24 protein-coding genes and 1 tRNA gene are annotated in these 25929 nt (G+C 40.3%); 8 read left to right on the plus strand and 17 right to left on the minus strand.

Going from position 1 to position 25929, the window contains the following annotated elements:
- Positions 1–125: 125 nt before the first annotated feature.
- Positions 126–815 carry a sugar transferase gene (locus GJQ68_RS15175; RefSeq protein WP_162418137.1) on the plus strand — a complete coding sequence of 230 codons (690 nt, stop codon included), beginning with the start codon at positions 126–128 and terminating at the stop codon, positions 813–815.
- 29 nt (positions 816–844) lie between these two features.
- Here GJQ68_RS15175 and GJQ68_RS15180 read toward each other — a convergent pair whose 3' ends face one another.
- On the minus strand, positions 845–2296 hold the full coding sequence (locus GJQ68_RS15180; protein WP_162418138.1) for a sodium:solute symporter: 1452 nt from the start codon (positions 2294–2296) through the stop codon (positions 845–847).
- A gap of 53 nt (positions 2297–2349) precedes the next feature.
- On the opposite strand from GJQ68_RS15180, the gene GJQ68_RS15185 reads away from it, so the two are divergent.
- The 3 genes from GJQ68_RS15185 to GJQ68_RS15195 all read left to right on the plus strand — a co-directional run bounded on the left by GJQ68_RS15185 (position 2350) and on the right by GJQ68_RS15195 (position 3385).
- Positions 2350–2637 carry an ATP-dependent Clp protease adaptor ClpS gene (locus tag GJQ68_RS15185; RefSeq protein WP_162339987.1) on the plus strand — a complete coding sequence of 96 codons (288 nt, stop codon included), beginning with the start codon at positions 2350–2352 and terminating at the stop codon, positions 2635–2637.
- A gap of 11 nt (positions 2638–2648) precedes the next feature.
- Positions 2649–3269, plus strand: a complete 621-nt coding sequence (gene recR, locus GJQ68_RS15190; RefSeq protein WP_162418139.1) for a recombination mediator RecR — start codon at positions 2649–2651, stop codon at positions 3267–3269.
- 42 nt (positions 3270–3311) lie between these two features.
- Positions 3312–3385, plus strand: a tRNA-Ala gene (locus GJQ68_RS15195).
- A 186-nt stretch (positions 3386–3571) separates the two neighbouring features.
- On the opposite strand, the gene GJQ68_RS15200 is transcribed toward GJQ68_RS15195, so the two are convergent.
- From GJQ68_RS15200 to GJQ68_RS23375, 7 genes are all read right to left on the minus strand, one after another.
- Positions 3572–4441, minus strand: coding sequence for an SDR family NAD(P)-dependent oxidoreductase (locus GJQ68_RS15200; RefSeq protein ID WP_162418141.1), 870 nt, complete (start codon positions 4439–4441; stop codon positions 3572–3574).
- Between the two features lie 290 nt (positions 4442–4731).
- Positions 4732–5319, minus strand: a complete 588-nt coding sequence (locus tag GJQ68_RS15205) for an OsmC family protein (protein ID WP_162418143.1) — start codon at positions 5317–5319, stop codon at positions 4732–4734.
- Positions 5320–5852: 533 nt separating this feature from the next.
- Positions 5853–6452: a GNAT family N-acetyltransferase gene (locus GJQ68_RS15210; protein ID WP_162418145.1), complete on the minus strand. Its 600-nt coding sequence runs from the start codon at positions 6450–6452 to the stop codon at positions 5853–5855.
- A gap of 6 nt (positions 6453–6458) precedes the next feature.
- Positions 6459–7010 carry a hypothetical protein gene (locus GJQ68_RS15215; protein WP_162418147.1) on the minus strand — a complete coding sequence of 184 codons (552 nt, stop codon included), beginning with the start codon at positions 7008–7010 and terminating at the stop codon, positions 6459–6461.
- The gene (locus GJQ68_RS15220) at positions 7010–7531 is read right to left on the minus strand and encodes a TetR/AcrR family transcriptional regulator (protein ID WP_162418149.1); all 522 of its coding nucleotides are present in this window, start codon (positions 7529–7531) and stop codon (positions 7010–7012) included. Before GJQ68_RS15220 ends, GJQ68_RS15215 begins: the two co-directional genes overlap by 1 nt.
- Before the next feature lie 346 nt (positions 7532–7877).
- A complete protein-coding gene (locus tag GJQ68_RS23370; RefSeq protein ID WP_235941582.1) occupies positions 7878–8156 on the minus strand; it encodes a DinB family protein in 279 nt (92 codons plus the stop codon).
- 27 nt (positions 8157–8183) lie between these two features.
- Entirely contained in the window at positions 8184–8345 is a 162-nt protein-coding gene (locus GJQ68_RS23375; protein WP_235941584.1) for a DinB family protein, read from the minus strand.
- A gap of 394 nt (positions 8346–8739) precedes the next feature.
- On the opposite strand from GJQ68_RS23375, the gene GJQ68_RS15230 reads away from it, so the two are divergent.
- Together GJQ68_RS15230 and GJQ68_RS15235 are read left to right on the plus strand one after the other, a co-directional pair.
- On the plus strand, positions 8740–9495 hold the full coding sequence (locus tag GJQ68_RS15230) for a tyrosine-type recombinase/integrase (RefSeq protein ID WP_162418151.1): 756 nt from the start codon (positions 8740–8742) through the stop codon (positions 9493–9495).
- Positions 9485–10630 carry an IS91 family transposase gene (locus tag GJQ68_RS15235; RefSeq protein ID WP_162418152.1) on the plus strand — a complete coding sequence of 382 codons (1146 nt, stop codon included), beginning with the start codon at positions 9485–9487 and terminating at the stop codon, positions 10628–10630. Before GJQ68_RS15230 ends, GJQ68_RS15235 begins: the two co-directional genes overlap by 11 nt.
- Before the next feature lie 250 nt (positions 10631–10880).
- Here GJQ68_RS15235 and GJQ68_RS15240 read toward each other — a convergent pair whose 3' ends face one another.
- Positions 10881–12077, minus strand: a complete 1197-nt coding sequence (locus GJQ68_RS15240; RefSeq protein ID WP_162418153.1) for a DUF418 domain-containing protein — start codon at positions 12075–12077, stop codon at positions 10881–10883.
- 402 nt (positions 12078–12479) lie between these two features.
- Here GJQ68_RS15240 and GJQ68_RS15245 point away from each other — a divergent pair, with 402 nt between their 5' ends.
- Both GJQ68_RS15245 and GJQ68_RS15250 read left to right on the plus strand, forming a co-directional pair.
- Positions 12480–13235 carry a tyrosine-type recombinase/integrase gene (locus tag GJQ68_RS15245; protein ID WP_162418151.1) on the plus strand — a complete coding sequence of 252 codons (756 nt, stop codon included), beginning with the start codon at positions 12480–12482 and terminating at the stop codon, positions 13233–13235.
- Positions 13225–14370, plus strand: a complete 1146-nt coding sequence (locus GJQ68_RS15250; RefSeq protein WP_162418152.1) for an IS91 family transposase — start codon at positions 13225–13227, stop codon at positions 14368–14370. The genes GJQ68_RS15245 and GJQ68_RS15250 overlap by 11 nt, the downstream gene beginning before the upstream one ends.
- 373 nt (positions 14371–14743) lie before the next feature.
- On the opposite strand, the gene GJQ68_RS15255 is transcribed toward GJQ68_RS15250, so the two are convergent.
- From GJQ68_RS15255 to GJQ68_RS15290, 8 genes are all read right to left on the minus strand, one after another.
- Positions 14744–17962 (minus strand): type I restriction endonuclease subunit R, encoded by a 3219-nt coding sequence (locus tag GJQ68_RS15255; protein ID WP_162418155.1) that lies wholly within the window; start codon positions 17960–17962, stop codon positions 14744–14746.
- Entirely contained in the window at positions 17963–18781 is an 819-nt protein-coding gene (locus GJQ68_RS15260; RefSeq protein ID WP_162418157.1) for a hypothetical protein, read from the minus strand.
- A 3-nt stretch (positions 18782–18784) separates the two neighbouring features.
- Positions 18785–19303, minus strand: a complete 519-nt coding sequence (locus tag GJQ68_RS15265; protein WP_162418158.1) for a hypothetical protein — start codon at positions 19301–19303, stop codon at positions 18785–18787.
- On the minus strand, positions 19300–20436 hold the full coding sequence (locus tag GJQ68_RS15270; RefSeq protein WP_162418160.1) for a restriction endonuclease subunit S: 1137 nt from the start codon (positions 20434–20436) through the stop codon (positions 19300–19302). Before GJQ68_RS15270 ends, GJQ68_RS15265 begins: the two co-directional genes overlap by 4 nt.
- Positions 20426–21994 (minus strand): type I restriction-modification system subunit M, encoded by a 1569-nt coding sequence (locus GJQ68_RS15275; protein WP_162418162.1) that lies wholly within the window; start codon positions 21992–21994, stop codon positions 20426–20428. The genes GJQ68_RS15270 and GJQ68_RS15275 overlap by 11 nt, the downstream gene beginning before the upstream one ends.
- 289 nt (positions 21995–22283) lie before the next feature.
- A complete protein-coding gene (locus GJQ68_RS15280; RefSeq protein WP_162418164.1) occupies positions 22284–23387 on the minus strand; it encodes an NAD(P)H-dependent flavin oxidoreductase in 1104 nt (367 codons plus the stop codon).
- 170 nt (positions 23388–23557) lie between these two features.
- Positions 23558–24715, minus strand: a complete 1158-nt coding sequence (locus GJQ68_RS15285; RefSeq protein ID WP_162418166.1) for a hypothetical protein — start codon at positions 24713–24715, stop codon at positions 23558–23560.
- Between the two features lie 40 nt (positions 24716–24755).
- On the minus strand, positions 24756–25928 hold the full coding sequence (locus tag GJQ68_RS15290) for a tyrosine-type recombinase/integrase (protein WP_162418168.1): 1173 nt from the start codon (positions 25926–25928) through the stop codon (positions 24756–24758).
- Position 25929: the final 1 nt, after the last annotated feature.

The following is a 25929-nucleotide window of genomic DNA, read 5'->3' on the forward strand; positions in this document are numbered from 1 at the left end:
GGAAATTAAAACCCTTTAAATTAGTTTTGAAATGCATTTTTAAAAAGACAAAATTACATTATCGATTTTGTGGCATGATAATGGTTTGGAAGGAATTTACTCATTAAGAATCAAAACCAGCACGTATGGCCTCTACACTTACAGAGAGAAAACCACGAATTAAAACGATGTATGGAAAAGGAGGGATTCACCGCTCTTTTCCTGAGGTATTTTTCGATGAATCCCAGCAAATTTTAAAAAGAACCTTCGACTTGTTTTTCAGTTTTGGCCTGGTTGTTTTTGTATTCTCCTGGTTGTTTCCGATCATTGGGATTATCATTAAAATCACTTCGGAGGGTCCGATTATCTTTAAGCAGCTCCGGCACGGAAAGGACAATATTCCCTTTTATTGTTACAAGTTCCGGACCATGTACATTAATGAACAAGCAGATACCCAACAAGCCACCAAGGACGATCCCCGGGTCACCTGGATAGGGAAATTCCTTCGCAAAACAAGCATGGACGAACTGCCTCAGTTTTTTAATGTAATCAAAGGCGACATGTCCATTGTCGGGCCACGACCGCACGCAGTACCTATGAACTATAAATTCTCTGCCGAAATTGACAACTTCATGTTTCGTCATACGGTAAAGCCTGGAATTACCGGTCTGGCTCAAGCCAAAGGCTTTCGGGGAGAAACCAGGGATTTCTACGATATCTATTCCAGGTGTAAACTGGATATCTTTTATGTCAATAACTGGTCCCCCCTATTGGACCTGAAAATTATCGTTTGGACGATTCTTTCGCTATTGTTGCACAAGGATCAGGCCTATTAGTACCTTTACCGGTGTTTTGCTTTTTAGTCTCAGGCCACTTCTTTGCTCCTGACCATAAGCAGTCCCAGAAACATCAGCGCTCCATTTAAAATAAGCAGTTCAAAACCGAATTGGTATCCTCCCAGCCACATTTCGGATTGAAAGGAAATCAGAAAGGAGATCAAGGGAGCCAGAATCGCCAGAAAGGGAACCCACTTATCCTTTACCTGAAACGAAGTAAATAAACCGAAGCTATAAAGCCCAAGCAAGGGCCCATAGGTGTAGCCGGCAATGGTAAATACGGCGTTGATCACACTCTGATCATTGATCCAGCGGAAGGCCAAAATAACGAAAAACATTAGCAGTGTAAATCCCAAATGGACTTTTTTCCGAATACGGACCGCAGCGGCTCCTTCGTATTTTTTATTTATTTCCAGAAAATCATAGCAAAATGATGTCGTCAGCGCTGTGAGGGTCGAGTCCGCGCTGCTGTACGCCGCCGCCGTTATCCCCAACACAAATACAATCCCGGCAAAAGTGGAGAAATAGGAAGTGGCCAGCAATGGGTACAAGTCATCCGTCCGCTCCGGTAGCGCAATTTGATTCTCCGCTGCATACAGGTAGAGCAGCACTCCCAAAACCAGAAAAACCAGGTTCACCACTACCAGGATATTGGTAAACCAAAACATGTTTTTCTGCGCGTCTTTCAGGTTTCGGCAGGTAAGGTTTTTCTGCATCATGTCCTGATCCAGACCGGTCATGACGATTACAATAAATGCCCCAGAAAAAAACTGCTTGAAAAAATTCGTCCCTGACTTCCAATCCCAATCAAAGATCCGGGAATACGGCTGATCGGCGACCACTCCCACCAGATCTCCTATTCCCCCTATCCCCAGCTCCTGAGATACCAGCACCATGCTGACCACCACCGCCAACAACATGAAAAGAGTTTGTAACGTATCCGTCCAAACGACTGTTTTTATCCCCCCTCTGAAAGTATATAGCCAGATAAGCGAAACGGTAATCAATACGGAGCCCCAAAATGGGATGCCCCAACGGTCAAATAGTATCAACTGTAACACTCCGGCCACCAGAAATACACGAATGGAAGAGCCAAGTGTCCTGGAAAGGATAAAAAAGAAGGCTCCGGTCTTGTAGGACCAAAACCCAAAGCGTCTCTCCAGGTACGAGTAAATGGAAACCAGGTTTAAACGGTAATACAGTGGAAGCAATACCTTGGCGATCACCGCGTATCCGGCGGTATAGCCCAGTACCAATTGGAAGTAGTAAAAATGGGTACTCCCCACCTCCCCCGGCACAGAAATAAAAGTCACTCCGGACAAAGATGCGCCGATCATTCCAAAGGCCACCAAAAACCAGGGAGACTGCCTGTCGCCGGTGTAAAAGGTGTCTGCCGTTAATTTTCTGGAAGTAAGCCAGGAAATGAGGAACAACAACAAAAAATAGGACGTTATGACAATTAGTACTAAATTAGAATCCATATTGCTTCAGGCTAAAGGCCGATAAAGTTGTGATTAATTATTAACTTTGCAAAATGAAACCTTTAGAACATTTAGTGGAAACCGAAGAAGAGTTACTGCTCGATGAGCAGGTAGACAAGGAGGAGCACGACCTGGTTGTTTTCAACGATGATTTCAATACGTTCGACCATGTGAGCAAAATTTTGATTAAGGTTTGCAAACACAGCCAGGAACAAGCTGAACAATGTACGATGATCATTCATTACAAAGGCAAGTGCTCCGTAAAGAAAGGCAGCATCGGAAAGTTAAAGCCCATGTGTGAATCCATCCTGGATGCTGGCATTCAGGCTACCATTGTCTAACGCCGCCTTTGGTGAATTTCCCTTCCAAATTAATAGAAGACGCGGTTACTGAAATCAGCAGGCTTCCGGGTATCGGTAAAAAAACGGCGCTGCGCTTAACCCTACACCTCCTAAAACAGAAAGAACCCGTTACGCTGTCCCTGACAGACGCGCTGTTGAAGTTGCGTACCGACATCCGGTATTGTGCCATCTGCCACAATGTATCCGACAGCGATACCTGCAGCATTTGCGAGGGTAATAAACGGGATAAAAGCCTGATTTGTGTAGTAGAAGACTTGCCGGACTTGCTGGCCATCGAAAACACGAATCAGTACACTGGACTTTACCATGTCCTGGGGGGAGTGATCTCGCCCATACAGGGTATCGGACCCGAAGAAATCAATATCGAATCCCTACTCAAAAGAATCGACCATCCTCCATCCGGGCAGGCGGTTACGGAAGTGATCCTAGCGCTACCCGGCACCATGGAAGGGGACACCACCTCTTTTTACCTCACCCGAAAGCTGCAAGACAAAGGGATTCACGTTAGCACCATTGCCCGGGGCATTCCCGTGGGCGGTGAACTGGAATACACGGACGAAGTCACGCTGGGAAGAAGCATCCTGACGCGGATAAAATATTCGGCGGAATAATTTGGCGAATAGATTTACCTATTTATATTTGCACTCCCATTCGGGGGATTAGCTCAGTTGGCTAGAGCGCTACACTGGCAGTGTAGAGGTCATCGGTTCGAATCCGTTATCCTCCACTTTATGCAATTTACAATGCCCTGTAACGGTCTCAGTTGCGGGGCTTTTTTTTGCCATTCCCGATAGCCTATCGACAAAAACATCCCTTCTGCTGATCAGAATGTGGAAGAAAGAACTTAATTTTTCACTAATTACAGAAGACCGTCAAAACTATATGGGTGGTTTACTGAACGGAACGCGTTGATTTAATTAAGGTACTTCATCGTCAATTCCATGACGGCATCAATATTTTCTTTTTTCATACTGTATGCGGATGAACTAACCGGTTTGTTTTTCTCATTGAAGTATTTCCCAGTCGTTTTACTTACATCCGAAGAGCTTGCTAAGTAAGTATAGGTTCTCGCCATATGTTCAGGTGAAATGGAAAATTTACTTTTTATGGCGTAAAGAAATTTCATCAATCTCGAAATAGTTGGATACCGGCTTATATCTACCTGCACATTGGTTACTCGAATACCATTTACGGTGATGTTAGTATCTTTTAATTGTTCGGCTAGCCAATAGGTATACATTACCTGGGCAAGCTTTGATTGATAATACGCACTGGAAACGCTAAATTTCCTATTTTCAAATTCAGGGTCATCCAAATCCACTGTCAATTTTGGATGCATTACCAAGCCCTGTGAAGCAATTGTAATGATTCTGCCTTGCTCACTTTTTTTAATCAAATCCATAAGCAAATTAGTCAGCAACACCGGGCCAATGTGGTTGGTTGCCCAAATAGACTCCATGCCATCAACCGATTTTTCAGGTCGCTTACGTGAAATATCAAAATCCGCTGCATTATGAATGAGAACATCAAGTTTCTCATGGCTATTTTTTAATCCGTTTGACGCATCAATTATTGATTTCTTTGATGACAAATCAATCTGTAATAATTCAACGTCCTTTTTACCCGATTTCTCTCTGATTTCTGCCAGGGCGACTTCTCCTCGTTCCAGATTCCTGACACCGACTATGACATGAAACCCAATTTGAGCCAACTGAATAGCCGCTTGCTTACCAATTCCGGAATTTCCTCCGGTTATCAAACATACCTTTTCAACCATCATCATTCGAATCTATACGGTGCAGTTGGCTTGAATCATTTTGCTCACGCTAAACCTATCATCCCATAAGGAAAAAGCCAAAGTACCCACATGAAACGGGCCCGGAGTTCGGACAAATAACCCACTTAAAAACAGCAACTTTTACTATCTAATGCTCTAAAAATAAAAGGAAAAAACCATCTCCGCAAATTCCCGGCACATGCTCAACGGTTCATTTAAGTTGTCCTGTACAAGGATTCCACACGGCATTCAGATCCGTCAACCAGCCTGTCTATCCGTACCAGTTTAAGATTGATTCACACTATTTTCAACGTTTTTGTTATCGGAATTCCCGGTTTTAACGTTTGATAAACCACGCAACTTCTTACGGCTGCACCAAATAATGAATTCAAAACCTTTTCTCCCGCATTTTTAGCACCTGATACTACCTCTAAGTTCATTTTCTGAAAACCTACCGGCACAGATTTGTCAAACCGTAATGTTCCCCGGACATCAACAGCGGCTTCAACCGACACTTTTGTTTGATCTAATTGTATTTCCAACCTATCTGCGATCATTCTTAAAGTACTTTCCAGGCAAACCGCTAATGCGGCACACAAAATGTCCCCGGGAGTGGCGTAATCATGATCGCCTCCAACAGCACGATGAAGACCGGTTTTTAGAGGTACATTGAGTTCATCGTTCATGAAAACGTTAGAGTGGAAGGGATCTTCCAGGTTTTCACCTTTAACTACTGCTGAATCCGTTATTAATGCCTCCTTAGGATCATCGTCATAGATTGCTTTCAGTTTATTATGCCTCCTTACTACTTCAGAATTTCCAGTTCGCAGTTTAAGTTTGTTAGCTAAATGTTTAGCTGTAAATTTTATATCATCGCTTTCCATTGAACATCTATTTTAGAATGATAAGCATTCAATTATAAACTATATCCATTTGCGCTTATCTGTACCAACGGTCTCGACTATAAGTAGTTGCGTCAGTTAGCACTTTTGCGATTGATCCGTATCGTACTGATTTCCATTCATAAAATCATCCTCTCTTTCAACTGGGTCGATGTGATGGGATTGAAGAACCCTGCCCCTTCCCTCACTCCTATCCCGTTACAGGAAAATTCTCATTAGGGCGGGCAGGTCCATCTACTGATTTTTTAGGGATTCCCGAGTTCTGTAAATCAGCCCTGCCAGGGTTTCCTGCCGGACAACGGAACAGGCAACGCCCGCCTGAATGACGCCTCCCCTACGGACAGTAAACAGGTTTCCTCAGTATTCAACATTCTAAAACTTCCCTTTGCGGCTTTTGGCAGGGCCTCGCGGATACGAAACCATTAACTTGTCGGAATGCACCTCACATTTTAATGTCCAATCACCTTCGACAACCATAAAAACCCGCATGTACGATGCCATGAGTTGAGTTTGACTCATTTACCATTGGTCATAACATAATAGCTAACCGTTTCTTCATTCCTTGTATCAACTAAACGATAGCCCATCTTATTAAATATCTCAATGTTGTAATCCTTTGTAGTTTCTAACCATACAGAAGCATTTTTGCTGTTGGCTAAAGCAGCTAAATTCTCAAACAATTTTTTGCCAATGCCCTTACCTCTGTGTTCCTGGTTCACAGCAATAAACTCCAAAATTAATTGATTCTTATCTGTAAACGTTTTTCTTCTGGAATGATCGTGCTTGGCCGATTGCCGAATAGTTTTCATTCCACAGGTCATAAAAACAGAATACGACCACTTTAATAATGACAAAATGGATGGTTTGTAAGAAGCATGTGTTACAATAGAAACCCCAACAAGTTCATCTCCCCAAAAAGCACCTTTTATGATTTGCTTATTATCGATTAGCATTTTCAGAGTCGCTCTAAACCAATGGTTTACTTTTTCAGTATACTTTGCGTCGTTCTCTTTAAAAAGCATCATGACACCTCGGTCTGAAACAAAATTCCTGGTAAGCAGCTCAGATGCTAGATATATATCTCTAGTTCCAATATTTTTGATATTTAGTTTCATAGGTGTTTAATAGCGTCTTATTCCGAATGCGATAAAAAGTTTAGTCATGTATAAAGGAAAAAACCACAACAATAGCGGATTGGAGATTTCTAAAATCAAAATTGCCCCAATCCCAACTACCATAGAAAGTGCTGCACCCACTTTTTGACCATCTTTGTTTCTAATTGCGTTTATTAATAAGGTGGACATAATGACGAAACAGGCCAAGCCTATTGTCTTTATAAAAAATAAATCTAAGGTATAAAGAAAAATTGCAGCATGAAAAACGTGGGATAGAATAAACACTATTCTTAACTTGCTTTTACCTTCTCCCCCATAGTATGAATTTGTTCCCTTTGTAAAATTGGCAACAACACCTGCTCCAATATCAGCACTTATTGCGAGTAGCAAAACAAGCTTCCAAACCGGGATATCCAGATTGTTTTGCAGGTATAAAATATAAATGCTCACGATAGATATCAGTCCAGCCATATAGGTAAGTATCATATCAAATAAAGTAGTTGAATTCCCGTGAATATCGTGTAGAAATTTTGGTGGTTTAATGGTTCTTGATATCATTATTCGTATCTATTTATTATATAATCTATTCTATTCTCTAAATTTTCAATATCAGGATTCAATACATAATCCATGGTAATTCCATCAATTGTTGCAAGAAGTAATTCGGCTTCAACTCTTGCTTTTTCCTTGTAGTTAACTTCTAATAATGATGAGAGTAATTCGATCAATTCTAATTTTTGCTTATTGAGCATTGTTGTTACTAAAGCGGGTGTCTGTGGATGAATTAGCAAAAGAATTGACAAACGTACCATATCCTTATCTTTTATAAGACTTGTTTTTAGATTTTGCAGCAATGATGAAATAGAATGATTTTCAATTTGCATCATTTTCGCAGTCATTTCGGTTATTGTACTTTCAATAACGACCCTTAATAAATCCTCTTTGTTTTTAAAATGACTATAGGTTAATCCTTTTGATACGTTGGCGTGTTTCGCAATGGTATCTACAGAGGTTTCTGTATAACCATTTTTTGCAAATAGATGCAAGGCTGATACTATTATTTTCTCTTTCTTTTCCATACTGACTGACTGTTCAGTCAAAAATACAAAAAAATGATAGATTCGATTAAAATTTTCTTGAAATCACGATTTTTTTAATTGTGCCGATGGGTAGAATCACGGATAGGCAAGTTTCACCCCAAACCTCCTAAAGCAACCCTGATGAGTCGGTTCTATCTTCTCATTTACAGCATGCAGCGAAATTAAAATTGCCGATGAACTGTTTCTCGGCACACACAAGCGTATCGCGGGATTCAAAGCATTTCCCTTCCCACCTAAAGAAAAGTTTAAAAGAAGCTAATACCCACAATTTTAGCTATTCACCCCGCATTACGCTTATACAAAGGTGCTTTCGAATTCTTCATTTTCATTCCCATATTTCCGGCCGCTTAATTTTCATTGCTCTTAAATACGAAAGGAATTGTCCTGCGTGAACAGATTCGTGATATCCAATGCGCAATAAGTATTTTCCAAGGATTTTCTTTTCTCCATTTCCTGGATGGACGATTTCGGTTTCGTTTAATACCCTATCCGAAAATTGCCGAACACTTTCTAAAAAAGTATTTCTATAGGGTTTAGCAAATTCAAGTTCGTCAGCGACGCTAATAAATGGTCGATTTTTCCAAGGGGTTTGATAATTTGTCATATTCCCATTATTGATTATGATATTCCATCAATAATCGGCTTCCAAAACGTGCCTTACCATTTCTATGGCAGTCATTGCCTTTTCGTCTGGCTTCCAATTATAATAGCTCTCAGGAAGCCCCCTCCAAAGTTTTATGCTTCTTCTCCTTATCTCTGTAAAATTTAAAATTATGAGTTCAGATTGGGTCATTTTTTTTTGTTTTCGAGAATGTCGTTTTACATTAAAGCCAACGGTCAAGTATAAGCGTAGCGCGGGTTTCGGAGCGATTCACTGTCCGCCCACCGCGAAGTTTCTCAGGAGTAAAAATGCTGAATTTCAGCACTTTCGCCCGCATTACGTATAGCCATTGTTGAACGAATCCTGCTAAGGCAGGAAGCCGGCAATTATTGCCGTTTCTTCCTACATTAGACTTATCATAAATATTAAACATTTTAAGCTATGAAAAAAAAAGCAATCTATCATTGAAAAGGCCTGTGAAAATGTACCGGGCTTTGATTTACAGCTCAAAAGGCTCCGGAGATCTATAACCATTTCCGGTAAAAGCCAAAGTACTCTCACCAACTATGCCCGATGTCTGGCTCATATGGGTATTCATCTCAATTGTGATCTGCTTAAACTAGATGACGAAGCCATACAGGATTACCTTCATTTCCTCAAGCGTAAGCACCACACTCCCTCCGATAGTTTCTTCAAACACACCGTTTACGGACTGCGCTACCTGTTTCGAATCTTTGACCGAAAGGAAAGTAGTGTCATACTTCCATCTATCGAAAGGCCTAAAAAACTGCCTGTCGTCCTTAGTCAGCAAGAGGTCAGAGAACTGTTAAAAGCACCAAAATTACTCAAACACCGTCTTATCCTGGCACTGCTCTACGGCTGTGGACTGCGGAACTTTGAATGCTGCAAGCTCAAAATATCGGATATCGACCTGGACCGAAAAATGCTCCATATCCGGGAAGGAAAAGGCCGAAAAGACCGGTATGTGCCTCTCTGCGATCTTCTGGCAAGAGGAATTAAAACTTATTTGGAGGTAGAAAGACCTGTCGATTATCTCTTTAACGGAAATAACAGTGCTGGAAAACCTGTTCCTTTAAGTGCCAGAGGTGTACAGTGGGCCGCCCGGGAAGCCCGGCGGGCTAGCGGTGTACAGAAACAAGTCACCGCTCACGCTCTCCGACATAGCTATGCTACTCATCTCCTAGAGATGGGCACTGACATATTTACACTCAAAGAACTCCTCGGCCATGTGGATATTAATACTACCTTGGTCTATCTCCACGTGGCAAGGGTCGGCAGGAGGACTCCGTTTAGCCCACTGGAGAAACTTTATGAGCAATAGGTATTCCGCCTGTCAGCTTGCCGATATTATCAGGGCTTTCCATACCGATATTCCAACGATAGCCTCCAATACGTGGAAAGCCCGAACGCTTTATGCGCTGATGCGTTGCCGAACCGCTGAGATGGGAGGGCATATCGACCGTTGTGACAATCCTGATTGCAACAAGCTACACATCAGTTACAATAGTTGCCGAAACAGGCATTGTCCCCGCTGTCAGGGACACCTACGTGAACGCTGGATCCAGGACAGGGAAAAGGACCTGTTGAATACTACATACTTTCATGTCGTTTTCACCCTGCCCGATACGCTCAATGAATTAGCATTGATCAAACCTGATGTACTTTACCACCTGCTCTTTCAAACCGCATGGTCAGTCCTCAGGGATTTTGCAGCCAATCCCAAGTTGCTAGGTGCAAGGACTGGAATGGTAAGTGTTTTACATACCTGGGGCCAGAACCTAAGCTTACACCCCCATCTGCACTGTATTGTTCCTGCTGGTGGACTAACACCTTCCGGTAAATGGAAGGCTTCTCTCTCTAAGGGGCGTTTCCTTTTTCCGGTAAAGAAAATGTCCACCGTCTTCAGAGCCAGAATGGTGCAGGCACTAAGGGAAAAGAAGTTGTTGGACCCGAAAACTGCAAAGCAATTGTTCTCCAAGAAATGGGTCATCTATTGCAAAAAACCATTCTTTGGCCCCAAACAGGTCATCGAATACCTGGGAAGGTACTCTCACAAGATTGCCATCAGCAACCAACGAATCAAAAAATTCCAAAATAACAAGGTGGATTTTACGGTAAAGAATTACCGGAAACAAGGCAAAAAGGAAACCTACACACTAAAAGCAGATGAATTCCTAAGAAGGTTCACGCTTCATATCCTACCCAAAGGCTTTACCCGAATCAGGCATTATGGCATCCTGGCCAGTGCCTTCAAGGCTACCCACAAAGTCAATATCGACTGTCAGATCGGTCAGGTTATAATAGAAGTAGGGGAAAAACCAGCTCTCCTGCTCAAAAAGTGTCCTTATTGCAAGAACGGAGAACTGCATACAGTGGCATGTTTCGACCAAAGGGGGCCACCGCCAAGCTGGTTCAACAAAATCAGCAAGCAAAACAATAAGCGCCAGGTAGCTTAATGGGACAGGTATGCCCAAATGGTAAAAACAGCTTAAAATTCGCTCCAAAACCGTTTACCTATTGAATAATAGCTAATAGAAAAACAACCCTAGGTCAAAGAACAACTTAAACTCAGTAACTTTTTCAATCTCCCAGCACTATAAAAGCAAAAGGAGAAAACCATTCCCCATAGTACCTTTAATTCCCAGCACCCTTTCGTTCAACACTGCATTCAGACTAGGCTGTTCCAGCCGTCAGAATGCTTAGTTATTAGCGGTTCGTTGTTTTTTGTTCTTCAGTAATCTTTAATGATTGCCATCTTCCATTTGTCCCACTTCTCCATAGCCATTCTAAAGGGCCAAATTTATACTTGCTGAACCACCAATTACTAAACAATATTTGAATGAGAAAAAATAGCAACCCAAGTCCAAGTGCTCCTGTTCCTGATAATTTTAATAACAAGCCTAATCCATAACCGTAAAAAATGAAAATTCCGAAAGCAGATTGTAGAACATACGTTGTAAGGCCCATTTTTCCGACTGGTATTAACTGTTTTACAAACTTTTGAGTAATTCTTGATTTATAAAGAAGCAGAACCAATCCTATATAAAGAAGTGGGATAAAAATATTAGATGCATCTTTAGCAATTGAAGCAAAATAACGAACGAGTTCAGAATAGATTGGCGTTGAAAAATAGAAATTAATTAAGATTAATGGAATTCCGATTACAGCCGTTACAAGAATTAATTTAATAAGTGGAATTTTTTCGATATTCTCATGCCATTTTTTTCTTCCAACCCAAAGACCTAAAAGAAACAAACCTGGAATTACCCAAAGTCTGCCACTAAATTTCAGATAGTTGTATTTATTGATAAATCCGATAGTGCTATTTGAGACAATTAGCTTTCTATACTCTCCATCAAGTATCAATTGAAAATAACGAGTTGCTTGTTCTACTGGACTTGGACTTATTGTGGTAGGTTGGCTTATCTCTAAAGGTGGCTGAATGAATGATATTGTTTTTAAAATAATACTTGGTCCATTGAGTGCAAAGAATAAACCAAGGACAAATATTAACTTTGTTGGTAGTTTTCTAAATGGAATTAAAGCCATACCAAAGACTGCATAAACAGTTAGAAAATCACCACGATAATGTATATGATGGATATACCCAATCAAGAAAAGTAATATAAGACGCCAAGCAAATTTTAACGAATTCGAATCCTTCTTGCTACCTAATATTAAATAGAAACTTAATCCGAAAAGCATCGAAAAAATTGCATAGAATTTGCCTATAAATAAATTTTGAATAATAGTTTTAGAAACTGAATCTATTGAAGATAAAATATTGAATCCTACATATTGAGGTGGCGTAAAACTTGCCAAATAACCTTCAAACATATGGGTCATTACAATTCCAAATAATGCGAAACCTCGTAATGCGTCTATTTCTTCAATTCTTTTCATTCGTAAAGTTTGTTGTTTCTAGTTCTATGTTTTTTTCAATGACCGCTAACGGCCTCGGCTATGCGTAGTGCGGGATTTCAAGGCACTTCACTTTCCGTTTAGCAGTTAGTTTATTTAATGTAATTACTTTCATATCAGCACTTTCTCCCGCATTACGTATAGCCATTGTTGAACGAATCCTGCTAAGGCAGGAAGCCGGCAATTATTGCCGTTTCTTCCTACATTAGACTTATCATAAATATTAAACATTTTAAGCTATGAAAAAAAAAGCAATCTATCATTGAAAAGGCCTGTGAAAATGTACCGGGCTTTGATTTACAGCTCAAAAGGCTCCGGAGATCTATAACCATTTCCGGTAAAAGCCAAAGTACTCTCACCAACTATGCCCGATGTCTGGCTCATATGGGTATTCATCTCAATTGTGATCTGCTTAAACTAGATGACGAAGCCATACAGGATTACCTTCATTTCCTCAAGCGTAAGCACCACACTCCCTCCGATAGTTTCTTCAAACACACCGTTTACGGACTGCGCTACCTGTTTCGAATCTTTGACCGAAAGGAAAGTAGTGTCATACTTCCATCTATCGAAAGGCCTAAAAAACTGCCTGTCGTCCTTAGTCAGCAAGAGGTCAGAGAACTGTTAAAAGCACCAAAATTACTCAAACACCGTCTTATCCTGGCACTGCTCTACGGCTGTGGACTGCGGAACTTTGAATGCTGCAAGCTCAAAATATCGGATATCGACCTGGACCGAAAAATGCTCCATATCCGGGAAGGAAAAGGCCGAAAAGACCGGTATGTGCCTCTCTGCGATCTTCTGGCAAGAGGAATTAAAACTTATTTGGAGGTAGAAAGACCTGTCGATTATCTCTTTAACGGAAATAACAGTGCTGGAAAACCTGTTCCTTTAAGTGCCAGAGGTGTACAGTGGGCCGCCCGGGAAGCCCGGCGGGCTAGCGGTGTACAGAAACAAGTCACCGCTCACGCTCTCCGACATAGCTATGCTACTCATCTCCTAGAGATGGGCACTGACATATTTACACTCAAAGAACTCCTCGGCCATGTGGATATTAATACTACCTTGGTCTATCTCCACGTGGCAAGGGTCGGCAGGAGGACTCCGTTTAGCCCACTGGAGAAACTTTATGAGCAATAGGTATTCCGCCTGTCAGCTTGCCGATATTATCAGGGCTTTCCATACCGATATTCCAACGATAGCCTCCAATACGTGGAAAGCCCGAACGCTTTATGCGCTGATGCGTTGCCGAACCGCTGAGATGGGAGGGCATATCGACCGTTGTGACAATCCTGATTGCAACAAGCTACACATCAGTTACAATAGTTGCCGAAACAGGCATTGTCCCCGCTGTCAGGGACACCTACGTGAACGCTGGATCCAGGACAGGGAAAAGGACCTGTTGAATACTACATACTTTCATGTCGTTTTCACCCTGCCCGATACGCTCAATGAATTAGCATTGATCAAACCTGATGTACTTTACCACCTGCTCTTTCAAACCGCATGGTCAGTCCTCAGGGATTTTGCAGCCAATCCCAAGTTGCTAGGTGCAAGGACTGGAATGGTAAGTGTTTTACATACCTGGGGCCAGAACCTAAGCTTACACCCCCATCTGCACTGTATTGTTCCTGCTGGTGGACTAACACCTTCCGGTAAATGGAAGGCTTCTCTCTCTAAGGGGCGTTTCCTTTTTCCGGTAAAGAAAATGTCCACCGTCTTCAGAGCCAGAATGGTGCAGGCACTAAGGGAAAAGAAGTTGTTGGACCCGAAAACTGCAAAGCAATTGTTCTCCAAGAAATGGGTCATCTATTGCAAAAAACCATTCTTTGGCCCCAAACAGGTCATCGAATACCTGGGAAGGTACTCTCACAAGATTGCCATCAGCAACCAACGAATCAAAAAATTCCAAAATAACAAGGTGGATTTTACGGTAAAGAATTACCGGAAACAAGGCAAAAAGGAAACCTACACACTAAAAGCAGATGAATTCCTAAGAAGGTTCACGCTTCATATCCTACCCAAAGGCTTTACCCGAATCAGGCATTATGGCATCCTGGCCAGTGCCTTCAAGGCTACCCACAAAGTCAATATCGACTGTCAGATCGGTCAGGTTATAATAGAAGTAGGGGAAAAACCAGCTCTCCTGCTCAAAAAGTGTCCTTATTGCAAGAACGGAGAACTGCATACAGTGGCATGTTTCGACCAAAGGGGGCCACCGCCAAGCTGGTTCAACAAAATCAGCAAGCAAAACAATAAGCGCCAGGTAGCTTAATGGGACAGGTATGCCCAAATGGTAAAAACAGCTTAAAATTCGCTCCAAAACCGTTTACCTATTGAATAATAGCTAATAGAAAAACAACCCTAGGTCAAAGAACAACTTAAACTCAGTAACTTTTTCAATCTCCCAGCACTATAAAAGCAAAAGGAGAAAACCATTCCCCATAGTACCTTTAATTCCCAGCACCCTTTCGTTCAACACTGCATTCAGACTAGGCTGTTCCAGCCGTCAGAATGCTTAGTTATTGTGCGGTCGTACTTTTTTTTCGGTCGTCTGTGAGCTTTGGCAAAGACATACTCTTTTGCAATTTTTGGTTGCAGCGTGGGCTGGTGCGAATTGCAAATGTGTATGGCTTTTAGCGTTGGCATTATTTCGTTATTACTCTGTTTTTCTTAAAATTCTCTGCTTGTTCAAATATGTCTTTATATACTTCGTCTCTTTCTACTGGCGGATATCCGTGTTCGTCCAAGAGTATTATAAGTCCGACTTTTAAAGCAGATTTAATGTCTTCGCGTTTGCTCCAATCAGGATATTTTGCTTGTGAGTCCACCAAGTCTTTTACTGCCTGGGCTAAAACAATCAGTTTGTCCTCTGGATATTTGAAGTCATACTTGATGCACAGGTCTTTCAAAATGTCGTAAAAGGCTTTTTCTTCAAAGTCAATTCCCAATTCGTCTCCTGCGGAAAACTCTTTCTGAACTTCCCATATTAAGTTTGTCAAGTGTTCTGCCATTTCTTCGTACACTTCGCTTCGCAAAACGTCATCTTCTTTCCGCTCGTTGTAGCGTTCTACCAAGGTTTGCATTTTCTTAGAGAAGTCAATTCCTTTTACTTTGTTGACTTTCTTCATCTCACCAATGGCTTTGGCTAAAAGCTGTTGAAGCAATTTAATTTTGGTATGTGGCAATTTGATTTTATCAATCTTCGCCAAGTAGTCTTCTGAGAAAAGGTCTTGCTCGCTTTGTGTTTCGTCACCGAGTTTGAAGATTTCCTGAACGCCATCACTTTCCAAAGCATCTTTTATCATTTCCCGAACTCTTGCGTTCATTTGTGCCGTGTCGGGTGCACTTCCTTTGGTCAGTTTGAAAACGATTGACCGAACCGCTAAATAGAAATGAGTGTAATCTCTTTCTTTTTGTGTCAGATGTTCACTTCCTGCACAAATATCATAAGCGGCTTTTAGGCGTTTTACCAAGCCCATAAATCGGGTTTCTAAGTCTTTGGTCAACTGAACATATTCAGCAGCCATATTCAAGGCATTCAACTGTTCTAAAGCTGTACCACCAAAATATTTTGAACTATCGAACTTATGGAAGACTTTGGCTAAAAGGTCCAAATGATTTCTTACAACTATCAGCGATTCTTGAATGTCTTCAAAGTTTTCTCTTTCGCCTTTGTTGTATTTGGCAAGAGCCATATTCATTGCCTTCTTGATGCCAATGTAATCGACAACCAAGCCTTTGTTTTTGCCTTCAAACTTTCGGTTAACTCTCGAAATGGTCTGTATCAAATTGTGTTGCTGGATAGGCTTGTCAATGTAAATGGAATCCAAGAATGGCACATCAAAACCTGTGAGCCACATATCGACTACAATGGCGATTTTAAAATTGGATTTTTCATTTTTAAACTGCCTGTCCAATTCCTTTCGGTATTCTTTAGTGCCGAGCAAATCGTACATTTCTTTTGGGTCGTCTTTTCCTCTGGTCATTATCATTTTGATACGCTCCATTGGTTTGATTTCCCTTTTGTCCTTGTCTGTTAAACCTGCTCCTTCTTCTGCTATTCGTACTTCAGCCCATTCAGGTCTTAAAGCGATTACATTTTTGTAAAACTCGTAGCCAATTTCACGGCTGCTGCAAACAAACATTGCTTTGCCTTTTACCGTAGCACCTTCGTTTACTCTGTTTTCGTAATGGTTTACAAAGTCTTCCGCCAATTTCAATAAACGGTCTGGGTCGCCTAAAATGGCGTTCATTGTTGCCGTTGCCTTTTTGCTTTCTTCTATTTGATATTCATTAGCTCCTGCTTCGGCTGCTTCCTCGTAGTATTTTTCAATTTTCTCTAATTCGCTGTTGTGCAAGGCAACTTTGGCTGCTCTGCCTTCATAAACTATTCGTACCGTGATTTCATCTCGTACAGATTCGGTCATTGTATAGGCATCTACTACTTTTCCGAACACATCCAAAGTTGCATCTATTGGCGTTCCTGTAAATCCAACAAAAGTGGCGTTGGGTAATGAATCGTGCAGGTATTTCGCAAAACCGTAGGTTTTCTTCACACCATCTTTGGTGACTTTTACTTTTTGGTCAAGGTTAGTTTGGCTTCTGTGTGCTTCATCCGAAATACAAATCACATTGGTTCTTTCGGTGAGCAGTTCGGTGTCTTCTGTAAACTTGTGAATGGTGGTCAAGAATACACCACCGCTATTTCTGCCTTGCATTTTGGTTCTTAAATCGGCTCTGCTTTCTACGCTTTCCACTGCATTGTCGCCAATGAATTGTTTTGCGTTGGTAAATTGACCTGAAAGTTGGTCGTCTAAGTCGGTTCTGTCGGTAATAAGTACAATAGTCGGACTTTCAAAGTGCTTGCTTTTCATCAACAAGCGAGTGAGATAAAGCATTGTAAAACTCTTTCCGCTGCCTGTTGCTCCAAAATAAGTTCCGCCTTTTCCGTCACCGTCTGGTTTCTCCGCTTTTTTGATGTTCTCATACAAACTGCGAGCTGCGTAATACTGCGGATAGCGACAAACGATTTTCTCGTCTTTTTTGGATGAATCGGGAATGTAAATGAAGTTCTGAATAATATCTCGCAAGCGGTTTTTATGCAGCATACCTTGAACCAAGGTGAACATACTGTCAATGCCGTCCACGTCTTTTGCCAAGCCTGCAATCCTTCGCCAAGCGTAGTAAAACTCGTAAGGTGCAAAGAATGAACCTGCTTTGTTGTTCACGCCATCACTAATGATACAAAAGGCATTGTATTTAAATAGTTCAGGAATGTCTCTTTTATAGCGAGTGGTTAGTTGAACAAAAGCATTGTGAATGGTAGTGTTTTCCTGAATGGCGGTTTTAAACTCAAAAACCACCACAGGCAAACCATTGATGTATAAAATACCGTCTGGAATGCGTCTTTCTGTTCCAACAATTTCCAATTGGTTGACAAACTTGTAAACATTGGTATCAGGTGGATATTGTTCCTCGGGTTCAGCAGCAATGATGTCTAAATTTTCACTTTGTCGCTGACGGTCTAAACCTGCATAATCAATGAGCGAAATATGAATGTCTTTTTGGTTGCGGTCTTCTCGTTTCAGAATAAAACCATCTGCCAACCACTGCATTATTTTTTTGTTGCTTTCGTAAAGGTCTGCTGAAGAAAGTGTTTTGAGTTGTAAAATAATGGATTGTGCTTCTACCTCGGTGAGATTGGCATTTTGATAGCGGGTGAGCAAGTAGGTTTTTAGGTCTTCTTCAATGATTACTTCGCTTTCATCTGCACGTACCAAACTACTGCCCACAAAATGCGGATAGCCTTCATTTCCTAAAAGCTCAATAAATGCTTGCTCTAATTTCGCTTCTGTGAATTTCATTTAGTTATTTGTAATTACTCTCACTGAACTTGCTACTCGGTTTTCTTCATAAATATCTGCGTAATAATATCGCTGGTCCATTGCATACAAAACCTTTTTTAAGTCGGTTTCAGATTGAACTTTAAATGCATCATTTTCAATATCAACACCCGCTTTTTCTTTTGCATAGTTGATTAGAAGGGTTTTCTTTTGAGCGGTCAAACCATTGTACTTTACACCAATATCTGCAATACGTTTTCTGTTTAATGCTCCAATGGAAGTAGCCTGAACACCATCCAAGTTGATAAAATCATTGCCAACAAACGCATCTACTTCCTCTTGTGTGGCTTCTCGGTGCAGTTCTTCAATTCCTGGGAATATCAATTTCAGTTTTCCAATGGTCTTAAAATATAGGGTATCGCTTGCAGCAAGGTAAACGGCATCTGATTCCTTTCTTATTTCAATTTGATTTCTATGCTCTACAATTTGTGGTGCACCCGAATAGTCAAGAATAGTTTTCCGAGCGATAAATAAGGAAGGTGTAATTCTTTGAAAATGCTTTTGTCCGTTCTGAATAATCGCTATTGCTGCAATATTCTTGTATTCATTATTCGCAATTTGATTTAGACTTGCTGTGCTATATGCTGTATTGCATTCATCAATGTAAAAACCCTGCTGCGAAAAGTTGGTTAATCGAAACCATTCGTCTTCATCAAGTTTATGGCTTGGTGTAAAATCAATGGCTTCAATAGCAGTAATATCTAAGGCGGCAATGATGTCTGCTGTCTGGTTTAAAATGTTTTTGTACTCACCTTGTACTTTTCCTATTAGTTCGCTCATATTTTAGATTTCTATAAAGGTGTAATCGTTAATTCTTCTTACAGACATTGCTTCGAATGTCTGGGGGCTTTTTAATTTCTTTCTGCTAATCAGCATTACTTTCACGTTTTCGCCTGTATGGACGTAATAGAAGTTATACCTAAACACCAAAAACACTGGGTTGAAATATGAAACCCGAGAAACAAAAGTGAATAGGATGGTCATTCCAAAAACCACCCAAAAAGTAATAAGTCCTTTTACGCTTAATGCCACAAAGAAGAAGGCTAAATAATTGGCCAAAAAATCATTGTTGGAAGTTTCAAGCGACACCACTTTGTTGATGGTTGACTTGGCTAAAAGTTTACAAATACCAAGTGAAATGAGTGTCAGCAAAAACGGAATTAGCACATAAACTGCATAGGTTACCCAAGCGTAATTTCCAAGTTGTGTTTCAAACGGATTCACTTCATTTTGAATGAGATAAACAATCAAAAAGAATGAAACCGAACTGAATGTTAGAAAAAGTCTTAGGATAAAATTCATACGGCTTCTGTTTTAAGGTTTTCAACTTCCATACTCTCCACAACCCCTTTCATCAGCACAGGGCAAAGCGGCTTGATGCTTTCTTTTAATTGCTCGTTGATGCGTTTGCGGGTTTCTAAAGTGTGGTAAATGGTGACTATAGCTTCTTGTTTTTCTATGCTCGGAATGGGCAATTTTACATCACACATATCTGACCAATCAAAAGTTTCTCTGGCACTTCCCCAAGAATTGAAACGAGCGTATCGGTCAAATTCCGTTCTTTGGAAATACAGATACAAATATTCTGGAAGCAATTCTTTAGGCTTAATGACTTTGAAAACTGTGTAGATTGCTGAGACAATGCAAGGTTCTGCACTATTCATAGCCAAAGCAATTTTGTCTCCTCTGCGAGAAGTATCCGCCACATAGACAAATTCACCTGTTCTAACTACTTTATAGTTTGAGAAATTTACTCCGCTTGTATTTGCCTTAGTTTCAATCAAAACTTTAGAAGTAGAAACGCCTTGCAAAAACGATACTTGTAAATCCCTATTCCGCTCATCCGATTGCTGAATATATTCTCCCAATCTTTTTAGCGGTTCTTTCTTTATCAAATCCTCAATGTAGGTATCGCAAATCAGCTGCAAATCTTCCAAGCTGTTTTCATAAGTTTTTTGGTTGGTGAGCAAGCCTTTGTACAGGGCTAAATATTTGCGTTGTTCGTCAATGTCGGGAATAGGAATCTCAATTTCACAAAAACGTTCCCAATCCAAACTCGCTCTTACGCTGCTATCACTAATAAACCAACCGTATCTGTCAGATTCAGAGCGTTGAAACCACATCATCATATATTCAGGAATCAACTCGTTTTCATCTTTGCTTTCAATGACTAAATAGGCTGGCGAGATAATCGCAGGTTCATCATTCGTGTAAAGTGCAAGACGAATGGTTTCATCCCTGCCAACTTGCATTGCAGAATAGGCGAATTGCCCTTTTTGGATGATTTTATATTTGGACAAGTCAGTTCCTGAAACATTGGCAACAGAAGGCATAAAGTTTTTGGTAATGTTGATGCCCAAGAGATTTGTAACCTTCAAACCCTTATTGCGGTTGTCAACCAATTGTATGTAATCGCCCAAACGCTTATAACTCATAACCTAATATCTTAAAAGCGTTTATCAATTGAGCTTGTGATTCTTTTTCTTCTTGTAGCAGGGTTTTAAAATCTTGCTGAATGCGTTTCATTTCGGTGTCAAAGTCAATGCCGCTGTCCTTGTCCACAAACTCAATGTATTTGCTCGGTACCAATGAAAAATCGTTGGCTTTCAAGTCTTCAAAACTGGCAGATTTGCAAAACTCGGGTACATCTTTGTAGGTGGTTTCATAATCGGCTTGTTGCCAATTGTGAAAGTTCAGGGCTACTTCTTTTATATCATCTTCGGTGAGTTCAATGTATTTTTTCTCGTATTCGCTGCCCCAACGTCTTAAATCCATAAACAAGATTTCGCCTGTGCGGTCTCGGTAGTTTTTAGGTTTGTCTTTGGTATTGTCCGTGCGTTGCTTTTTGTTTTTGTTCAAAACCCAAAGCGTAACGCTAATATCAGTCGTATAAAAAGTATCTCGTGGAATGATGATAATGGCTTCCACCATATCATTTTCAATCAGTTTTCTACGGATTTTGTATTCTTCGCCACCGCCCGAAAGTGCGCCATTGGCAAGAATAAAACCTGCTACTCCGTTTTCAGAAAGCTTGCTAACCATATTCAAAATCCAACCGTAGTTGGCGTTGCTTTTGGGTGGCACTTCATAACCCATCCAACGTGGGTCATCCAAGAGTTCATTTTCGCCTCGCCAATCCTTTAAGTTAAATGGCGGATTCGCCATAATGTAATCGGCTTTCAGGTCTTTATGTTGGTCGTTGGAAAAAGTGTCTGCGTGTTTGTCGCCAAGGTTGGCAGCAATACCACGAATTGCCAAGTTCATTTTTGCCAATTTGTAAGTGGTAGGCGTATTTTCCTGTCCGTAAATGGAAACTTCCTTTTTGCTTCCCTGGTGTGCTTCAATAAACTTGATAGACTGCACAAACATTCCGCCCGTTCCACAGCAAGGGTCATAAATGATGCCTTTGTAGGGTTCTATCAATTCCGCCATCAAGTTCACAATGGTTTTGGGCGTATAGAATTCTCCTTTGCCTTTTCCACTACTTTCTTTCAAGGCAAACTTGCCCAAGAAATATTCATACACACGTCCAATCACATCTTGTCCGTTGTCTTTGAGCGTGTCAATGTCGTTGATGGTGTCGAGTAGGGAAGCAAGTTTGGTTTTATCCAATGCCAAACGAGAAAAATAATTGTCGGGCAAAGCACCTTTCAAAGCAGGGTTGTTTTTCTCAATAGTGTTGAGAGCAGTGTCAATTTTTAAGGAAATGTCGTTTTGCTTGGCATTCTTGATGATGTAGCTCCACCGAGAAATTTCTTCCAAATAGAACACATTTTTCATAGCGTAGAAATCTTTCATTTCCACATATTTCTCTTTGCCTTCGGCAATCAGTTCGTTTCTGCGTTGTTCAAATTTGTCGCTCGCGAATTTCAGGAAAATCAGTCCGAGTACTACGTGTTTGTATTCGGCAGGCTCTACCGAGCCTCTCAACTTGTCGCACGATTGCCACAATGTTTCTTCAATCGCTTTTTCCTTTACTTTCTGTTTGGCCATTTATTTTAAGTTCTTTTTTATCGTTTTCAAATTTCGTTCATTCTGTCAGAGCGTTGGCAAAAAACAGCTCTTTTGGTTTTTTCAGCGTTGGCTTTGCGTGTCGGCAAAAACCAAATGTGCTGTTTGTGCGTGGGCTTTCTTTGTATGCCGCACAACGGTAAATTGTATGAGTAGTGGCAGATTGCGTGGTAGTTTCCTATCAAACCGCTATGCAGTTTGAGTAGGTTATAAACCTTTATATTTAGCACTTTGCCTGCCATTACTTATACAAAATGTTGGGTGCTGCCTTTTATTTGTTTTCAAACTCTTTCCAAAGCCTCTCTATTAATTCAGCAGCACTTGGAATATCCTTTATTTTCCCGACTCCTTCTCCTGCGTACATACACATGCTCTCTAAATCTCCAGTATCCCCTTCTACAGGCCTGCGTCCTGAATACCTAAGAATATCACCTCCCCACGGTGTTTTTCCTATCACTTCTCCTTCTCCTGGCTTATTCCCTTGTAGTGGGCAACCTTCGGCTTCCCAATTCAAAAATGTGCTAGTTCTCAATACTCTATGCATGGCATTCCAGTCCTGATTGAAACAATTGGTATAAACCGTACTATTCTCTCCGGCTTCAAGCAACTTTTGTCTGTAACCATCAGTTAGGTTACTTTCTTTTGTGGAAATAAATCGAGTGCCCATAACAACTCCAGCAGCCCCATTGTGGATAGCCGACCGAATATCCTCCCCTGTACTGATACCTCCAGAAACTAACACAGGTATTTCACCAGCTACTTCCAATACTTGAGGTAAAGCATATTTGTTGTATTGTGTTGCTTGTATGTGCCCACCAGCCTCTAAACCCTGACAGATCAAGAAATCTGGCTTTAGTTCGACCGCCTTTACTGCATTCTCTCTGCTTGATACCTGTATGCCAAATTTTCCACCTGCATTTCTTATTTTTGAAATAATTTCTTGGCTTGGTAACCCCCATGAAAACTGAAAGTTCCGGCAACCTGCTTCTAATAATTTTTCTATCGATTTAGGCTCAAAATGAAGAATATAATTCGCAAAAAAGTTTCCATTGGTCTCTTTATTCAATTCCTGAATCCATTCATACGAATCATCGGCAGATGACCATGTAAGCTGGACGCATCCCATTCCTCCAGCCTTTGCAATTGCTGCAGCTAATTTACTACCACCAGGTGCTGCTTGGAAGAATGGATATTTTAAATTGAATAGGGTTAAAAGCTTTTTACTGCTTTCGTTTAATTTACCAATCTCTCGTTCTTTTACTTTTTGACTGGCTAGTGCAGTAGAAGAAATGAAAGCAGTTGACAAACCTATTCCGCCTAAAGAACTTGTTTTGAGAAAATTTCTCCTTGACGATTTGTTTTCTTGATTTTCCATTTTTGAAGTATTTTTTATTTTTAGGTTGCACCCAACGGTCGTGGCTATGAGCAGTTGGGGATTTTTTATCCTAACTTTTCAGTTAAGCACTGACCTTTATTTTATTAACTATTTTTTATTTAAACACCTAAACCCCAATTGCTTATAGCCTTTGTTAGGCATAGTTTTTATTATTCAAATTTCATATGGTCTAAATATTCTTCTAGACTTATTTCATTTTTCACTTTCTTTAATGCAATATCAATTGGTATTGTCGCTGAGCCTAATATATTTAAGTTATCATCCAAAATACTTATTCTGGTATTTTTAAAATTCTCTTTTGTGAATTCGTCATCATAAACAGCACAAGATAATTGGTCTAAACATTGTGAAGCGTGAATTAATGAAGACTTCAAATCGTGATTCAATTTACCTTTTACATTTAAACAAAAAGTCTCTGAAAGTTCTTCAGTCGAAACAAACTCAAATCCAACAATTTGCATATTGTGAGTAATGTGTAATAATGCAGATTCAAATCGTACATTGAGATTTTCGGTTCCGCCTAATTCCGTTACTATTTCTTCTATATAATTCAGGTTCGTAAATACTTGTCCAAGTCTTATACTTCTATAAATATCTTGAGTCCAATGTGTAATTTTATAAAATTCTTCAATCAATATGGATTTAGAATGAATATTATTTCTACCATATTTAACTTCAACGCTATCTTTTTTGATAACATAAGATTTGTGTGCCGAAATATTTCTCCATTGATTTGTCGATATTGAAAATAGAGGGTCTTTTAAGAATAAACATATTTCATTTTCAAATTCGGTTGGAAACTCTCTTATTATTTTTCCAAAATCAAAATTTGAATTGTCAATTACATTTTGTCCTAATTTAAATCTTATTAGTTTGTCTAATAACTTAAGTCTTGGCTTAAATACACCTTCAAGTGTTTCATCAATTATTTTAAAGTAGTAACTGATTTTATCTCTTTCAGAAAATTGTTGATAATCAGGCTGAGTTAAGACATTAGTCATCCATTTCATATCAGTACTGGATATGTCTTGAAAAGATTCTGAAATTATCTTAATAGTTTTTTGTTTATCAATTTTAATGCAATCAGCATATAACTCATAAGTCCATTCAAATAATTTGAAGTAATGAGGTTTTTCAGAAATTCCAATATAATTGATTAATTCAGTTCTTAAAACTTCTTTGTTTTTTTCAAAAAGTGTATTGCTTATAAAATATTTTTCGAGTTTGAGTTTTATTAAATCATTCCAATCTTCAACTGAAAAATCAGCAGTAAATTTCGAATCTTCATATATCCTGTCTCGTCTCAAATGGGTCTTTCGTTAAATTATGCCTAACAATTGTATAAAGCTATGTCTTGGAGGGGGAGTTGCGTGTATATGTACTATGTCCATCATCCCTCTCCCGGTTTTCATTGGACAAATTAAGGATTTCGGATAAGGAATCAAGCGGAGACACCACATTTTTATTGGAAACGGCCAGGATATGGCTGTAAATCTCCGTGGTCGTGGACCGGCTATGCCCAAGCAATACCTGTATCATCCGTAAATTGGTTCCCGACTGAAGCAAATGAGTGGCGAAACTATGCCGTAGGGTATGCACCGTTGCCCAGGGATTGATTCCGCTGGCTTTAACGGCTCTTCTGAATACTGCCTGAATGCTTGTCGTCGAGTATTGGCCCCCTTCCTGTCCTTCAAATAACCAGTAAGACGGCCGGTAAGCTTTGTAATAGGCCCGAAGTTCCTGCAATAAAATTGGGGAAAGGACTGTTTTGCGGTCCTTTTTGTTCTTCGATCCTTTGATAAAAAGGTATCCCTCCTCCGAATGTATGTCGCAAATCCGTAGCCTAATGGCTTCACTGATCCGCAATCCTGCACTATAGATCGTTAGTAAGATCGTGCGGTGCTTTTGATTTTCAGTTTTTTGTATCAGGCTTACCACCTCTTCTTTGCTAAGCACGTTCGGCAAACTGTGGCTTCGCTTTGGGCGTTGGATTTCATAGTATTCCCTTGGCCTACCCAATACATGTTCGAAATAGGCTTTTATCCCATTTATAAGGCTGTTTTGGGAAGATTCGGAAAGCTTGTATTTACTTACCTGATGGTATACAAAGCCTTCGATCTCTTCCTTGCTTAGATCCAGTAAATCCCGGGACTCAAAAAATTTCAGGAATTTAGAAAAGGCACTTTTATAATTGCCTACCGTAGACGGACTAAAACCCATTAGTACCAATTTCTGGTGAAGCCGATCCAATTCCTGCTGACTTTTTTCATTCAGGACAAAAACCGGCATTTTAGCCGATTGCCGCACTGAATCACGAATATCCAGCTTTTTACCAAATATATTTTTAACCCTTTCCATATTTTCTTCGGTATTTACCAGACTCCACAAACGCTGGCTGGGATGGTAAAAACTTCCGTTTATCGATTTAAATTGCGCTCGCTCCGCTTTTAGCGAATAGGGGATATATACTTTAAATCTTCCGGATTTTGGGCTCGGTTTGTAAAGAATTAGCTTTTCCATG

The sequence above is a fragment of the Cyclobacterium roseum genome (assembly GCF_010119225.1).
In the GTDB taxonomy this organism is placed as follows: domain Bacteria; phylum Bacteroidota; class Bacteroidia; order Cytophagales; family Cyclobacteriaceae; genus Cyclobacterium; species Cyclobacterium roseum.

Bases quoted from the DNA above. Each gene is read 5' to 3' on its own strand.
- GJQ68_RS15240 (WP_162418153.1), bottom strand. From the start codon at position 12,077: ATGAAAAGAATTGAAGAAATAGACGCATTACGAGGTTTCGCATTATTT.
- GJQ68_RS15255 (WP_162418155.1), bottom strand. From the start codon at position 17,962: ATGAAATTCACAGAAGCGAAATTAGAGCAAGCATTTATTGAGCTTTTA.
- GJQ68_RS15280 (WP_162418164.1), bottom strand. From the start codon at position 23,387: ATGGAAAATCAAGAAAACAAATCGTCAAGGAGAAATTTTCTCAAAACA.
- GJQ68_RS15230 (WP_162418151.1), top strand. From the start codon at position 8,740: ATGGGTATTCATCTCAATTGTGATCTGCTTAAACTAGATGACGAAGCC.
- GJQ68_RS15180 (WP_162418138.1), bottom strand. From the start codon at position 2,296: ATGGATTCTAATTTAGTACTAATTGTCATAACGTCCTATTTTTTGTTG.
- GJQ68_RS15210 (WP_162418145.1), bottom strand. From the start codon at position 6,452: ATGAAACTAAATATCAAAAATATTGGAACTAGAGATATATATCTAGCA.
- GJQ68_RS15245 (WP_162418151.1), top strand. From the start codon at position 12,480: ATGGGTATTCATCTCAATTGTGATCTGCTTAAACTAGATGACGAAGCC.
- GJQ68_RS15175 (WP_162418137.1), top strand. From the start codon at position 126: ATGGCCTCTACACTTACAGAGAGAAAACCACGAATTAAAACGATGTAT.
- GJQ68_RS15215 (WP_162418147.1), bottom strand. From the start codon at position 7,010: ATGATATCAAGAACCATTAAACCACCAAAATTTCTACACGATATTCAC.
- GJQ68_RS15260 (WP_162418157.1), bottom strand. From the start codon at position 18,781: ATGAGCGAACTAATAGGAAAAGTACAAGGTGAGTACAAAAACATTTTA.
- GJQ68_RS15250 (WP_162418152.1), top strand. From the start codon at position 13,225: ATGAGCAATAGGTATTCCGCCTGTCAGCTTGCCGATATTATCAGGGCT.
- GJQ68_RS15220 (WP_162418149.1), bottom strand. From the start codon at position 7,531: ATGGAAAAGAAAGAGAAAATAATAGTATCAGCCTTGCATCTATTTGCA.
- GJQ68_RS15205 (WP_162418143.1), bottom strand. From the start codon at position 5,319: ATGGAAAGCGATGATATAAAATTTACAGCTAAACATTTAGCTAACAAA.
- GJQ68_RS15200 (WP_162418141.1), bottom strand. From the start codon at position 4,441: ATGATGATGGTTGAAAAGGTATGTTTGATAACCGGAGGAAATTCCGGA.
- GJQ68_RS15185 (WP_162339987.1), top strand. From the start codon at position 2,350: ATGAAACCTTTAGAACATTTAGTGGAAACCGAAGAAGAGTTACTGCTC.
- GJQ68_RS23370 (WP_235941582.1), bottom strand. From the start codon at position 8,156: ATGACAAATTATCAAACCCCTTGGAAAAATCGACCATTTATTAGCGTC.
- GJQ68_RS15235 (WP_162418152.1), top strand. From the start codon at position 9,485: ATGAGCAATAGGTATTCCGCCTGTCAGCTTGCCGATATTATCAGGGCT.
- GJQ68_RS15290 (WP_162418168.1), bottom strand. From the start codon at position 25,928: ATGGAAAAGCTAATTCTTTACAAACCGAGCCCAAAATCCGGAAGATTT.
- GJQ68_RS23375 (WP_235941584.1), bottom strand. From the start codon at position 8,345: ATGACCCAATCTGAACTCATAATTTTAAATTTTACAGAGATAAGGAGA.
- GJQ68_RS15275 (WP_162418162.1), bottom strand. From the start codon at position 21,994: ATGGCCAAACAGAAAGTAAAGGAAAAAGCGATTGAAGAAACATTGTGG.
- GJQ68_RS15270 (WP_162418160.1), bottom strand. From the start codon at position 20,436: ATGAGTTATAAGCGTTTGGGCGATTACATACAATTGGTTGACAACCGC.
- GJQ68_RS15265 (WP_162418158.1), bottom strand. From the start codon at position 19,303: ATGAATTTTATCCTAAGACTTTTTCTAACATTCAGTTCGGTTTCATTC.